Origin of the sequence: Streptosporangium sp. NPDC049644, from assembly GCF_040675205.1 — a bacterium.
Lineage (GTDB): Bacteria > Actinomycetota > Actinomycetes > Streptosporangiales > Streptosporangiaceae > Streptosporangium > Streptosporangium fukuiense.
Genome location: NZ_JBFAOJ010000007.1, coordinates 180,175 through 193,152, shown reverse-complemented (window position 1 = coordinate 193,152; position 12,978 = coordinate 180,175). Strand labels below are relative to the sequence as shown.

Sequence of the window (12,978 nt, the reverse complement as noted above, 5' to 3'; positions counted from 1 at the left end):
CTTGCCGCCGGCGGCGAGGAGGTTGTCGGCGTGGAGATCAGCGTGCAGCAGTGTCGACCCTGCGACGTCGTCGAGGTCGAGCGGGCCCGCGCCGTATGGCTCCTCAGTCGAGGTAGTCGCGGAGCATCTGCGCCCTCGTCGGGTGGCGTAGCTTGGCGAGGGTCTTCGACTCGATCTGACGGATGCGCTCGCGCGTCACGCCGAACTCCCTGCCGACCTCCTCCAGCGTCCGGGGGTGGCCGTCCGCGAGCCCGAAGCGCAGCTGGATGATGCGTTGTTCACGGTCCGAGAGCGTCGCGAGGATGTCGTCGAGCTGGTCCTGCAACATGATGAAGGCCGCCGCCTCCATCGGGACCACCGCGTCCGCGTCCTCGATGAAGTCACCGAGGTCGGAGTCCTCCTCGCCGATCGGCGACTGGAGCGAGACCGGCTCCTGGGCGATCCGCTGGATCTCGATCACCCTGTCGATCGGCAGGTCCATCTCCAGGGCGATCTCCTCGGGCGCGGGCTCGCGGCCGAGGTCCTGGTGGAGCTGACGCTGGACACGCACCAGTTTGTTGATCGTCTCGACCATGTGCACCGGAATCCGAATGGTGCGCGCCTGGTCCGCGATGGCCCTGGTGATCGCCTGTCGAATCCACCAGGTGGCATATGTGGAGAACTTGTAACCCTTGGTGTAGTCGAATTTCTCGACCGCCCGGATGAGCCCGAGGTTGCCCTCCTGGATGAGATCCAGGAACAGCATGCCGCGCCCCACATATCTTTTGGCGATTGACACGACCAGCCGCAGATTGGCCTCGATCAGCCGCTGCTTGGCCCGTGTGCCCTGCCAGGCGAGCTCCTTGAACTCCGGGAAGACCAGACGTGAGACGACGCTGGTCAGCTTGTCCTCGGCGAACAGGCCCGCCTCGATGGACTTGGCGAGCTCCACCTCCTCCTCGGCCGTGAGCAGGGGCACCCGGCCGATCTCCCGCAGGTAGATCCGGACGAGATCGCTGGTAGGAGCCCTTTTCCCGATATCCTCCTCATCGGACCGGGCGGGTTCCTCGTCGCTCTGAGGCTCGAGGACCTCCACTCCGTGCTCGGCGAGCATGCGGACGACGCGTTCAAGCGCGTCGGACGGCAGCTCGGACTTGTCGAGAGCGGCGGCCACGTCATCGACCGTGACGCTTCCGCGCTCCCTTCCCTTCGTGACGAGGTCGGCCACCTGGTCTACCGATGGCGGCCCACTTGGCAGCACCGATGCACCCACGGGAGACAGTCTGCTGTATTGGGTCCCCTAAATGGCAGACCTATTTTTGTCACCGAAGGTAAGGCCGCGATCATTATCGAATTGAGACCTTATTCGGGTTTGGTGGAATCGCCTCGCGGATATTAAAGCCAATTACGCGATCAGCTCGCGGCGGCGCGTTCCCTCAGCACGCGCCGCTGCTGTTCGAGCGCGACCAGTTCCGCGTAGAGCCGCTTGTACTCCTCCGGCTCCTCGACGGGATTGGTCCGCTCCATGCGTGATTTGAGCTGATCGAGCACGCGGGTGACGGTGGTCAGTTCGAGGGCCACCAGCAGCCCCGCCGCGTACCGCTCCTCGCTCGTCAGGTCGGCGCGGATCTCCTCGACCGCGAAACGGGTCAGCAGCCCCCTCAGCGAGTCGCTCACGCCGTTCAGCAACCGGTCCACCCACTCTCGCCCGCCGGCTCCGGCCGCCGCCGTGCCGCCCGCGTCGGCGATGAGCTTGTAGAGGGCGAGATGCTCGGGAAGGGTGAACGCCTCTCCGCCCATCACGTCGAACTCCGGACCGAGCAGCGCGGGACGCTGCACCGCCAGTTTGAGAATCTCGGCCTCGGTCCTGACCGTGGGATCGGTCAGGTCCGCGACCTTCCTCGGCCTGGCCTTCTGACGGGGGCCCGGCTGTGCCCGCAGGGACACCTCCATGATCCGGTCCAGCACGAAGCTCTCGTCGTTGAACCCGAGCCAGCGGTCCAGGCTCACCGCGTACAGCTTGCGCAGCCCCTGGTCCTTGATCCGGGCCACGATGGGCGCCGCGGCGTCGAGCCCGGCGAGCCGCCCCTCGTTGGTGCTCGCGTCGTAGCGGGAGATCGCGCTGCGAATGGCGAAGGCGAACAGCGGCTCCCTGCTGGCGATCAGGTCGCGCACGGCCGCCTCGCCGCGCCTGATGCGCAGGTCGCACGGGTCGAGCCCGTCCGCCTGCACCGCCACGAAGGTCTGGGTGGCGAACTTCTGCTCGTCGGCGAAGGCGCGCAGCGCCGCCTTCTGCCCGGCGGAGTCCCCGTCGAAGGTGAAGACCACCTCGCCCTGGGAGCCCGTGTGGTCGAGCAGCAGCCGCCGGAGCACCTTGATGTGCTCCTCGCCGAACGCGGTGCCGCAGGTGGCCACCGCCGTCGGCACGCCCGACAGGTGGCAGGCCATTACGTCGGTGTAGCCCTCGACGATCACGGCCTGGGAGCGCTTGGAGATCTCGCGCTTGGCCAGGTCGACACCGTAGAGAACCTCACTCTTCTTGTAGAGGGGGCTTTCTGGGGTGTTCAAATACTTCGGCCCGTCTTCGGCGTCGTTCAGCTTCCGCGCGCCGAAACCAATGACGTCCCCGGTTATGTCGCGGATGGGCCAGACCAGCCGTCCCCGGAAGCGGTCGATCGGGCCGCGCCGCCCCTCCTTGGCCAGCCCTCCCTTGATCAGCTCCGCGCTGGTGAACCCTCTGGCCATCAGGTGCCGCGAGAGCGCCTCCCACTCGGCCGGGGCGTACCCGACGCCGAAACGCTCGGCGTCGACCCGCTCGAACCCGCGCTCCGACAGGAATCTGCGCCCGATCGCGGCGTCGGGCGCGGCCAGCTTCGAGGCGTAGAACTCGGCCGCCGCCCGATGGGCCTCGATCAGGCGGGTGCGCTCGCCCTGCTCGCGTCCCGGGACGTATCCGCCCTGCTCGTAGCGGAGCTGGATGCCCGCCCGGCCGGCCAGCCGCTCGACCGCCTCGCCGAACGACAGGTGCTCCAGGCGCCTGACGAAGGTGATGACGTCACCGCCCTCGGCGCAGCCGAAGCAGTACCAGTAACCCCGGGTGGGGGTCACGTTGAACGACGGGCTCTTCTCCTCGTGAAAGGGGCAGAGCCCTTTCAGGTTGCCGCCGCCCGCGTTGCGGAGCTGGATGTGCTCGCCCACGATGTCGGCGATCGGTGAGCGCTCCCGTACGAGCGCGATGTCCTCGTCACTGATCCGGCCTGCCACGCCGCGAGTCTAGTCCGGCCCCCGACAGGTCGGAGCGGTCGGCCCGATCCGCCTCCGGACAGGTGGCGGCGGTGCCGCCGGGACGGGAGGGACAGGAGGAACGATGACTTTCCCGAAGCGGTCGTGACCAACCATGACGTCGGTTACAAAGGTAAAGGCGGATTCTCGATAATGTACGCGGGTGGAGATCATGCGATCGGGGCATATAGCACGATTGGCCGCTGTGGCAGGTGCGGTGCTCGTCACCGGAGCCTGCGCGTCGCCGGGTGGGGTGGCGGGTATCGGCACGGCGGCTCCGAGTTTCGAGTCCGAGGCCGTCGCCGGGGCACCGGCCTCGGTCACCGCGACCATGCCCGAGGCCACGCCGACCCCCGCCCCGCAGACGGCGGTCGACCGTCCCAAGGCCGACCCCCCGGTGCGGGTTCCGCCGCCGAAGGTTTCCAAACACACCTATGTCTTCCCGGTGAAGGGCTGCTCGGCCAACTACCAGAGCAGGCTTCTGGTGCTGCCCAAGACCACGATCTGGGCGGCCAAGGGCTGCTCCTTCGTCTCGCCGGTGAACGGCGTGGTCGACGAGGTCAACGTCAAGAACCGCTGGAAGCCGTCCACCGATCGCGGCGCCGACCGGGAGGGGCGCTTCGTCACGGTCATCGGCGACGACGGCGTGCGCTACCTGGGCGGCCACCTGGACAAGGTCGCCCCGGAGGTCAGGCCGGGGCTGCGCGTCAGCGCCGGCCAGGTCCTGGGCCAGATCGGCAACTCGGGCAATGCCCGCTCCACGGCCAGCAACCTCTATTTCGCGATCTCCTGGAAGACCGATCCCTCGCTGTGGTGGGTCCGCCGGGGCATGGTCAAGCCGTGGGACTATCTGAACGCCTGGCTGAAGGGCAACCCCACGCTCTCTCCGGCCGACGAGATGCGGGCCGTGATGAACCGGACCGGGGCGGCTCCCAGGTGCGTCACCCTCTGCGCGTCGAAGCCGGTGCCGACGAAGAAGCCCACCAAGAAGCCGGAAAAGCCCGAGGAGCAGGAGCAGATCACGCTGGGCGGCGGCTGAGCGCGACAGCGGGTCAGCGGCCCGCCAGGTGGCGGTGCCAGGCGACCGCTGAGGTGTCGGTGAGCGAGGCGATCTGGTCGATGACCACGCGGAGCCGATCGGCGTTCCCCGCCGCCCTGGTGAAGGCGGGCCTGAAAGCCGGTTCCAGGGTGCCGGGGGCACCCAGCATGATCTGGTGGGCCAGGTCGTGGATCAGCTCGCGCTGCCTGGCCTGGTTGGCGTTGTGCGCGTCGCTGGCCATCACATAGTGGGCGGTGACCCCCTTCAGCAGTGCGCACTCCAGCCGGGTGGCCCTGGGCACGATCAGGTCGGCGCTGTAGCGTCCGGCGGCCGGGCCGTACGCCTCGCGGGTGGCCACCTCGGCGGACCTGCAGAAGTGGCCGATGAGCGAGCTGGTGAGCCCCTTGATCGCGGCGAGGTCGGTGAGCGAGCGGTCGAAGTGGCGGGGCCAGAGCGGCTGGGCGATCAGGCGTCCGAAGAGGTCCTCCAGTTCGCCGGGCTCCGCGTCGGGGGCGTACCACTCGCGGGTGGTCGCGCAGACCTCGCGGCGCTCCGCCGGGTCGCGCATCGCCGCCGGCACCACGTTGCCCGAGTGGAGGGCGTCCTCCAGGTCGTGCACGGAGTAGGCGACGTCGTCGGCCCAGTCCATGATCTGGGCTTCGAAGCTGACCTGTCCCTCGGGTGCGCCCTCCCTGATCCACTCGAAGACCGGCAGGTCATCGTCGTAGACGCAGTACTTGGCACCTCTCTCCCTGGTCCAGGGGTATTTGATCGCCGCGTCCAGAGCGGCGCGGGTGAGGTTGAGGCCGGCGCTACGGCCGTCCTCGGTGACCACCTTGGCCTCCAGCCTGGTCAGCAGGCGCAGGCTCTGCGCGTTGCCCTCGAAGCCGCCGCACCCGGCGGCGAGTTCGTTGAGCGCCGTCTCTCCGTTGTGGCCGAACGGCGGGTGGCCGAGGTCATGGGCCAGGCAGGCGGTCTCCACCAGGTCGGGGTTCCGGCCCAGCGCCTCGCCCATCTCCCGGCCGATCTGCGCGCACTCCAGGGAGTGGGTCAGGCGGGTGCGGGGGATGTGCTGGCCGCTGCCGAAGGTCTCTCCCGGGCCGACGACCTGGGTCTTGGCGGCGAGCCGCCGCAGCCCGGCGCTGTGCAGCACGCGCGCCCGATCACGCCCGAACGGGTTCCTACCGGGGTTGCCGGGCGGTTCCGGCACCCACCTGACCTGGTCATGTTCGTCATAGCCATGCATAAGTGCAGTGATTTTATCCGCGAAAGGAGTGCACTATGCGGAACGGCGAGAAAACACCTGGTTACCAGGGGCCGTGACCTTCGCCCCGGCTCCTACCGGTCCCCGCGGCCGCCCCGGTGAGGTGGGACGGCCACGGAGCCCGGTTCCGCGGGTGCCGCCTCCCGCGGTACCGGAGGCGGCACACCCGCGAAGTCCGGGTGGGAACCGAGGGTCAGCGGGTGTCGGATCCGGCGCCGGCCAGGGTGGCGCGAGCGGCCTCCAGCCGGGCGACCGGGACGCGGAACGGCGAGCAGGACACGTAGTCCAGACCCACCTGGTGGCAGAAGTGGATCGAGTCAGGATCTCCGCCGTGCTCGCCGCAGATACCCAGCTTCAGGTCGGGCCTGACCTTGCGGCCCTGCTCCGCGGCGATGGTGACGAGCCTGCCGACGCCGTCACGGTCCAGGGTCTCGAACGGGGAGACACCGAAGACGCCAAGTTCGAGGTACTTGGAGAAGAACGCGGCCTCGACGTCGTCACGGGAGAAACCCCAGGTCATCTGGGTCAGGTCGTTGGTACCGAAGGAGAAGAACTGGGCGGCCTCGGCGATCTGGCCGGCGGTCAGCGCCGCGCGCGGCACCTCGACCATCGTGCCGATCAGTGCCTCGACCCCGGCCTCGGCAAGGATCTGCCGTGCCTCATCCCTGACGTGCTCCAACTCCTGGACCGCGGCCACCAGCGGAATCATGATCTCCGCGCGGCTGCCGGGCACGGCCTTGGCCGCCGCCGCGATCGCCCGGACCTGCATGGCGAACACGCCGGGGATGACCAGGCCGAGCCGGACACCGCGCAGGCCCAGCATCGGGTTCTGCTCGTGGAGCCGCTTGAGCGCGGCCAGCAGCTCGCGGTCCTTCTTCTCCGCCCCGTCACCCGCGAGGGCGACCTTCACCGACAGCTCGGTGAAGTCGGGCAGGAACTCGTGGAGCGGCGGGTCGATCAGGCGGATCGTGACGGGCAGCCCCTCCATCGCCTGGAAGATCCCCGTGAAGTCCGCCCTCTGCAGCGGTTCCAGCGCGGCCAGTGCCCGCTCACGCTCCTCGTCGGAGGTGGCCAGCACCAGGTCCTCGACCAGGCAGCGGCGCTCGCCGAGGAACATGTGCTCGGTACGGCAGAGCCCGATGCCCTGGGCACCGAACCTGCGCGCCCTGGCGGAGTCCTCGGCGTTGTCGGCGTTGGCGCGTACGGCCATCCGGCGTACCTCGTCGGCGTGGGACATGATCCGGTGCACGGCGCCGACGAGCTCGTCGTCCGCCTCGCCCGTACCCTCGAAGTACTCCACGACCGGGGAGGGGACCACCGGCACCTCCCCGAGGTAGACGGTCCCGCTGGTGCCGTCGATGGAGATGACGTCACCCTCGGAGACCACGACGCCGGAAGGCGTGGTGAACCTGCGGTCCTTGACCGAGACCTCCAGTTCCTCGGCCCCGCAGACACAGGTCTTGCCCATGCCCCTGGCGACCACGGCGGCGTGCGAGGTCTTGCCGCCGCGGCTTGTCAGGACGCCCTGGGCTGCGATCATCCCGGCCAGGTCGTCGGGGTTGGTCTCCCTGCGGACCAGGATGACCGCCTCTCCCCGCGCGGCGAGCTCGACGGCCCGCTCGGTGGAGAAGACGGCCTTGCCGACGGCCGCGCCCGGCGAGGCGTTCATCCCCTTGGCGATCACCTCGCCGCCGGAGTCGGCGAAGCGGGGGAACATGAGCTGGGCGAGCTGGTCACCGGTCACCCTGGTCACGGCCTCGTCGAGGCTGATCAACCCCTGGTCGGCGAGCTGCACGGCGATGCGGAAGGCCGCGCCCGCGGTCCGCTTGCCCACCCGGGTCTGGAGCATCCAGAGCTTGCCGCGCTCGACGGTGAACTCGATGTCGCACAGGTCCCGGTAGTGGTTCTCCAGCGTCTCCATGATCCGCATGAGCTCGTCGTAGACGGCCTTGTCGAGGCTCTCCAGCTCCTGCAGCGGCATGGTGTTGCGGATGCCCGCGACCACGTCCTCGCCCTGGGCGTTCTGCAGGTAGTCGCCGTAGACGCCCTGCTGCCCCGAGCCGGGGTCGCGGGTGAAGGCCACCCCGGTCCCGGAGTCCATGCCGCAGTTGCCGAAGACCATCGAACAGACGCTGACCGCCGTGCCCAGGTCGGCGGGGATACGTTCCTGACGACGGTAGAGGACGGCTCGCGGGGCGTTCCACGACTTGAACACGGCCTCCACCGCCATGCTCATCTGCCGGTGGGGGTCAGCGGGGAAGTCCTCGCCGGTCTGGGCACGGACGATGTCCTTGTAGGTCGCGACCAGGCGCCGGAAGTCGGCCGCCTCCAGTTCCAGGTCGTGGCGGCCGTCCTTGAGCTCCTCCAGAGCCTCGTCGAAAAGCTCGCCGTCGATGCCCTGGACGGTCTTGCCGAACATCTGGATGAGGCGCCGGTAGGAGTCCCAGGCGAAACGCTCGTTGCCACTCGCCTGCTTGGCCAGTCCGTGGACCGATTCGTCGTTCAGGCCGATGTTGAGAACGGTCTCCATCATGCCGGGCATGGAGAACGCGGCCCCCGAGCGCACGCTCACCAGGAGCGGGTCATCGGCCTGGCCCAGCCGGCGTCCCATCCTGGCCTCCAGCGCGGCCAGGTGCGCGGAGACCTCCTCCCGCATTCCCTCGGGAACGACCCCGTCCCGCAGGAAGTTCTGGCAGGCCTCGGTGGTGATGGTGAAGCCGGGGGGAACCGGCAGTCCGAGATTGGTCATCTCGGCGAGGTTTGCCCCCTTACCTCCGAGCAGACCTTTGAGATCTTTGTTGCCCTCGGTGAAGTCGTAAACGTACTTGGGCACGGTTGCTCCTTCTTCGACTTCAAAACCGGCGTCTGATTCCGCCTCCCTGCGGACTCTACCGACGAACAAGGCGATGAAACGGCACCCATCAGGCAACACTGCATTTTCCCAGCTCAAGGCGGTTGAACCGGTCTAATCCAATTCAAATCTGGACCAAATACGCAAGGTTATTGATCACTTTGGGAATTGGTTTATACCAATTCAGGTAACCAATCTTCCCGGTATTCAACGCCGTTCACGGTGGGCTCGGCGACCGGCCAGGCATCGCACGGCGGGATACGGATCGGGCTTTTCGTCGGCTGCGGAGAACGGCCTCAGGAGCCCTCCCGCAGCCGGTACCCCCTACTGATCACGGTCTCGATCACGCCCTCGGCCCCGAGCTTGCGCCGCAGATTGCCCACCGTCACCCGCACGGTGTTGGTGAAGGGGTCGGCGTGCTCGCCCCAGACGTGCTCGAGCAGTTCCTCCGCCGAGACCACCTGCCCGCGGTGGGCCATCAGGTGGCGCAGCACGCCGAACTCCTTCGGGGTGAGCCCCAGCTCCCGTCCCCGCGCCCGGGCCTCGGCCCTGGAGATGTCCAGCCGCAGGTCCCCCACCTGCAGGATCGCGGTGTCGTCGCCCTGCTCCCGGTGCGGCAGCGCGCGCACCCTGGCCAGCAGTTCGGGGAAGGCGAACGGTTTGAGCAGGTAGTCGTCGGGCCCCTCGGCCAGCCCGAGAAGCCGGTCGTCCAGCCGGTCCCGCGCGGTCACCATGATGATCCGCGCGGTCTGGCCGTTGGCGGTCCTCCGCAGCGCGCGGCACAGCTCGAAGCCGTCACGGCCGGACAGGTCGAGGTCGAGCAGGACCACGTCGTACGGGTCGGCCTGCAGCCTCTCGGCGGCCTGCGCCGTGTCCCGGGCGACGCAGACCGCGTAACCAGCCCGGACGAACCCCACCCGCAGGGCTTCGACCAGGTCTCTCTCATCCTCGACAACGAGCAGTCGCATGGTACGAACCTAGATCGTGCGCGGCCCGAAACCCGGCTGCCACCGCCGTCCCCGCCCCCCGTCGCTCCCGGGTCGTCGCGGGGCGGGCCTTTCCTCAGTCGTTGAGGTGCTGGCGGAGGTAGGACTCGACCTGGTCGAGGGCCACCCGCTTCTGGGCCATCGAGTCACGCTCGCGGATGGTCACCGCCTGGTCGTCGAGAGTGTCGAAGTCGACGGTGATGCAGAACGGCGTGCCGATCTCGTCCTGGCGGCGGTAGCGGCGGCCGATCGCGCCCGCGTCGTCGAACTCGACGTTCCACCGGCGGCGGAGCTGGGCGGCCAGGTCCTTGGCCTTGGGCGACAGGTCGGCGTTGCGCGACAGCGGGAGCACCGCGACCTTGACCGGCGCGAGCCGGTGGTCGAGCCGCATGACCGTGCGCTTCTCCATGACGCCCTTGGCGTTGGGCGCCTCGTCCTCGGTGTAGGCGTCGATCAGGAAGGTGAGCGTGGCGCGGTCGACACCGGCGGCCGGCTCGATCACGTACGGGACGTAGCGCTCGCCGGTGTCCTGCTCGAAGAAGCTGAGGTCGGTGCCGGAGGCCTTGCCGTGCGCGGTCAGGTCGAAGTCCGTACGGTTGGCGATGCCCTCCAGCTCGCCCCACTCACTGCCGGTGAAGTTGAAGCGGTACTCGATGTCGACGGTCCGCTTGGAGTAGTGCGACAGCTTCTCCTGCGGGTGCTCGTAGACGCGCAGGTTCTCCGGGTTGATGCCCAGGTCGGTGTACCAGCGGAAGCGCTCGTCGATCCAGTACTGGTGCCACTCCTCGTCGCTGCCCGGCTTGACGAAGAACTCCATCTCCATCTGCTCGAACTCACGGGTACGGAAGATGAAGTTGCCCGGGGTGATCTCGTTGCGGAACGACTTGCCGATCTGGCCGATACCGAACGGGATCTTCCTGCGCGCCGACTGCTGCACGTTGAGGTAGTTGATGAAGATGCCCTGGGCGGTCTCCGGCCGCAGGTAGGCCAGGCCCGACTCGTCCTCGACCGCGCCGAGGTAGGTCTTCAGCAGGCCGCTGAACTGCTTGGGCTGGGTGAAGGAGCCCTTGTTGCCGCAGTTGGGGCAGGTGATGTCGGCCAGGCCGTTGACGGGCTCCTTCCCGTGTTTCTCGGTGTACGCCTCTTCGAGGTGGTCGGCGCGGTAGCGCTTGTGACACGCCTGGCACTCGGTCAGCGGGTCGGTGAAGGTGTCCACGTGGCCGCTGGCCTGCCACACCTCGCGGGCCAGAATCACACAGGAGTCGAGACCGACCACGTCGTCACGGCCCTGCACCACGGTCTTCCACCACTGCCGCTTCACGTTGTTCTTGAGCTCCACGCCCAGTGGACCGTAGTCCCACGACGCGCGCAGGCCGCCGTAGATCTCGCTGGAGGGATACACAAGACCGCGCCGCTTGGCGAGGCTGACGATGGTGTCCATGATGTCGGTACGGCGTGCCATAAGGGAAAATCTCCATCCGGCTGGAGGTCGGCGAGGAATTGATTGAACATCCAGCTTAGGGGAGACGGACCCGCGGGACGTGCGGATAAACCATGACGCCCGCCTCACACCGGCAAAGCTTCCGCGGAATCTCAGGGACGGTCGACGTCCTCGAACGCGCTCGGCTCGTTGATCATGAGCGTCATCAGCGGATACATCGCCATCCGCGCCGCGCCCAGCGCCCTGCGGTAGAACCCGGCGCCCTCCCACTCGCTGACCAGCGCCCACAGCTCCGGCTCGTCCACCGATCTCGACACCCTGCCGCGCAGGTAACCCGGCTGCCCGGCCAGCGTGTCGACGATCTCGTGGGCCCGGGCCAGGAACTCCTCGGTCTGGCCGGGCGGCACCGAATAACGGATGAGAGCGAGCATCCGCCCAGCATGCCAGAGCCCGCCTCCGGCCCCGTACCGGCCGGGGCGCGAGCCGCGGTGTCCGTACCGGGCATCGGGGCGTGTCGCTGCGGGGGCTGTGGCGTTAGGCTCGGCCTGTGGCCGACAAGCACGGGAAACGCCCCGCACATCCGCTGGCACAGCCCCGGCGCCCGCGAGGCGGGCGTCCGCTGCCCGCGGGCGAGCAGTTCTTCACGCCGGGGGCGACCGGGCTACGGCGCAAGGCCGAGCGGCGCAGCGCGGCCCCGCTCGTCTTCCTGTTCCAGCTCCCCCGCTGGATCGCCCCGGTGGTGCTGGTGATCCTCCTGATGACCGGCTTCGCGGTGTCCTCCTTCTGGGGTGGCGTCGCCGTGCTTCCGGTGATCGGGTTCGTCGGCTGGCTCGCCTACATGTCGTGGCCGTCCCTGGGGGCCGGGGGCCGCCTGCTGCGCGTCGCGCTGCTCACCTTCCTGATCCTGCTCGCCGCCGACCGCTTCGGCGCCTTCTGACGCCGCCCGGCCCTCGCCGCACGCACCACGCTCCCTGGCTTCGCGGTGCCCGTACGTCGCGGGCACCCGGCGCGTGAAGCCGCCATGCCGGGGGCGGCCGGGCCGACGCGGAGCCCCCGTCCGCCGGGCCGGCGACCATCGAGCCTGCAGGTGACTTTGACAACCATTTTCATTTGCGCGCATACTGGATGACATGATGTCCGAGTCCTCCCGACGTATCCGCATACGTAACGCGAGCCTGGTCGCGGCCGCCGCCCTTCTCGCCACGGCCGCCACCGCCGCCTGCGGCGCCGAAATCAGCTCGGCCGGCGAATCGCCCGGGGGGGCGTCAGGCGTCTCCGCGGCGGGGAAGCCCGTCGTCACCGCGGCCATGTATCCCCTGCAGTGGCTCGCCGAGCAGGTCGGCGGCCCCGACGTGACGGTCACCGGCCTGACCAAGCCCGGCGTCGAGCCACACGACCTGGAGCTGTCCCCGCTCCAGGTGGCCGGGTTGCAGGAGACGAAGCTCGTCGTCTACATCAAGGGCATCCAGCCCGCCGTGGACGAGGCGGTCGAACAGCACGCCGCCGACCGGGGCTTCGAGGTGGCCTCCTCGGTCCCGACCCTGCCCGCGGCCGGGGAGGAGGGGCACGAAGGCGAGGAGGAGCACGGCCACGAGGAGATCGACTACGACCCCCACCTCTGGCTCGACCCGGCCCGCTTCGCGACGGTCGCCACCCGGCTCGGCGAGAGGCTCGCCGCCGCCGACCCCGCGCACGCGCAGGGCTACCGGAAGCGGGCCGCCGAAGCCGCGGCCGGCCTCACCGCCCTGGACGGCGAGCTGGCCAAGGGCCTGGCCACCTGCTCCTCACGCGCGATCGTCACCAGCCACGCCGCGTTCGGCTATCTCGCCAACCGCTACGGGCTCCACCAGATCGGCATCAGCGGAATCGATCCCGAGGCCGAGCCCTCTCCTGCCCGCCTCGCTGAAGTGGCAAAAGTGGCCAAGCAGGAGAAAGTGACTACGATTTTCACCGAGACCCTCGTCAGCCCCAAGGTCGCCGAGGTTCTCGCCCAGGAGGTCGGTGCGAAGACCGCGGTCCTCGACCCGGTCGAAAGCCAGCCGGCGAACGGCGACTACCCGTCCGCCATGCGCCGGAACCTTGAAGTCCTCCAGTCTGCGCTCAGCTGCTCGTAAGGCCCACACGTGACATCCAGCA

Annotated in this window: 10 protein-coding genes; 3 read left to right on the top strand and 7 right to left on the bottom strand. The window is 68.7% G+C overall.

The window, feature by feature from the left end; all coding sequences use genetic code 11:
* Positions 1-103 precede the first annotated feature (103 nt).
* Both rpoD and dnaG read right to left on the bottom strand, forming a co-directional pair.
* Positions 104-1,240: an RNA polymerase sigma factor RpoD gene (gene rpoD, locus AB0J58_RS06435; RefSeq protein WP_343976494.1), complete on the bottom strand. Its 1,137-nt coding sequence runs from the start codon at positions 1,238-1,240 to the stop codon at positions 104-106.
* Between the two features lie 152 nt (positions 1,241-1,392).
* The gene (dnaG, locus tag AB0J58_RS06430; protein WP_364211044.1) at positions 1,393-3,243 is read right to left on the bottom strand and encodes a DNA primase; all 1,851 of its coding nucleotides are present in this window, start codon (positions 3,241-3,243) and stop codon (positions 1,393-1,395) included.
* 223 nt (positions 3,244-3,466) lie between these two features.
* Here dnaG and AB0J58_RS06425 point away from each other — a divergent pair, with 223 nt between their 5' ends.
* Positions 3,467-4,300 (top strand): M23 family metallopeptidase, encoded by an 834-nt coding sequence (locus AB0J58_RS06425; protein ID WP_364211041.1) that lies wholly within the window; start codon positions 3,467-3,469, stop codon positions 4,298-4,300.
* Positions 4,301-4,313: 13 nt separating this feature from the next.
* Here AB0J58_RS06425 and AB0J58_RS06420 read toward each other — a convergent pair whose 3' ends face one another.
* From AB0J58_RS06420 to AB0J58_RS06400, 5 genes are all read right to left on the bottom strand, one after another.
* Entirely contained in the window at positions 4,314-5,546 is a 1,233-nt protein-coding gene (locus AB0J58_RS06420; protein WP_364211038.1) for a deoxyguanosinetriphosphate triphosphohydrolase, read from the bottom strand.
* 211 nt (positions 5,547-5,757) lie between these two features.
* On the bottom strand, positions 5,758-8,397 hold the full coding sequence (gene ppdK, locus AB0J58_RS06415) for a pyruvate, phosphate dikinase (protein ID WP_364211036.1): 2,640 nt from the start codon (positions 8,395-8,397) through the stop codon (positions 5,758-5,760).
* Between the two features lie 314 nt (positions 8,398-8,711).
* A complete protein-coding gene (locus AB0J58_RS06410; protein ID WP_364211034.1) occupies positions 8,712-9,383 on the bottom strand; it encodes a response regulator transcription factor in 672 nt (223 codons plus the stop codon).
* A gap of 94 nt (positions 9,384-9,477) precedes the next feature.
* Complete coding sequence (locus AB0J58_RS06405) at positions 9,478-10,863, bottom strand: glycine--tRNA ligase (RefSeq protein WP_343976475.1); 1,386 nt, start codon at positions 10,861-10,863, stop codon at positions 9,478-9,480.
* A 131-nt stretch (positions 10,864-10,994) separates the two neighbouring features.
* The gene (locus tag AB0J58_RS06400) at positions 10,995-11,273 is read right to left on the bottom strand and encodes an antibiotic biosynthesis monooxygenase family protein (RefSeq protein WP_030903876.1); all 279 of its coding nucleotides are present in this window, start codon (positions 11,271-11,273) and stop codon (positions 10,995-10,997) included.
* A 116-nt stretch (positions 11,274-11,389) separates the two neighbouring features.
* On the opposite strand from AB0J58_RS06400, the gene AB0J58_RS06395 reads away from it, so the two are divergent.
* Positions 11,390-11,779, top strand: coding sequence for a DUF6703 family protein (locus tag AB0J58_RS06395; RefSeq protein WP_364211032.1), 390 nt, complete (start codon positions 11,390-11,392; stop codon positions 11,777-11,779).
* A gap of 193 nt (positions 11,780-11,972) precedes the next feature.
* Positions 11,973-12,956, top strand: a complete 984-nt coding sequence (locus tag AB0J58_RS06390; RefSeq protein ID WP_364211030.1) for a metal ABC transporter substrate-binding protein — start codon at positions 11,973-11,975, stop codon at positions 12,954-12,956.
* The last annotated feature ends 22 nt before the right edge of the window (positions 12,957-12,978 follow it).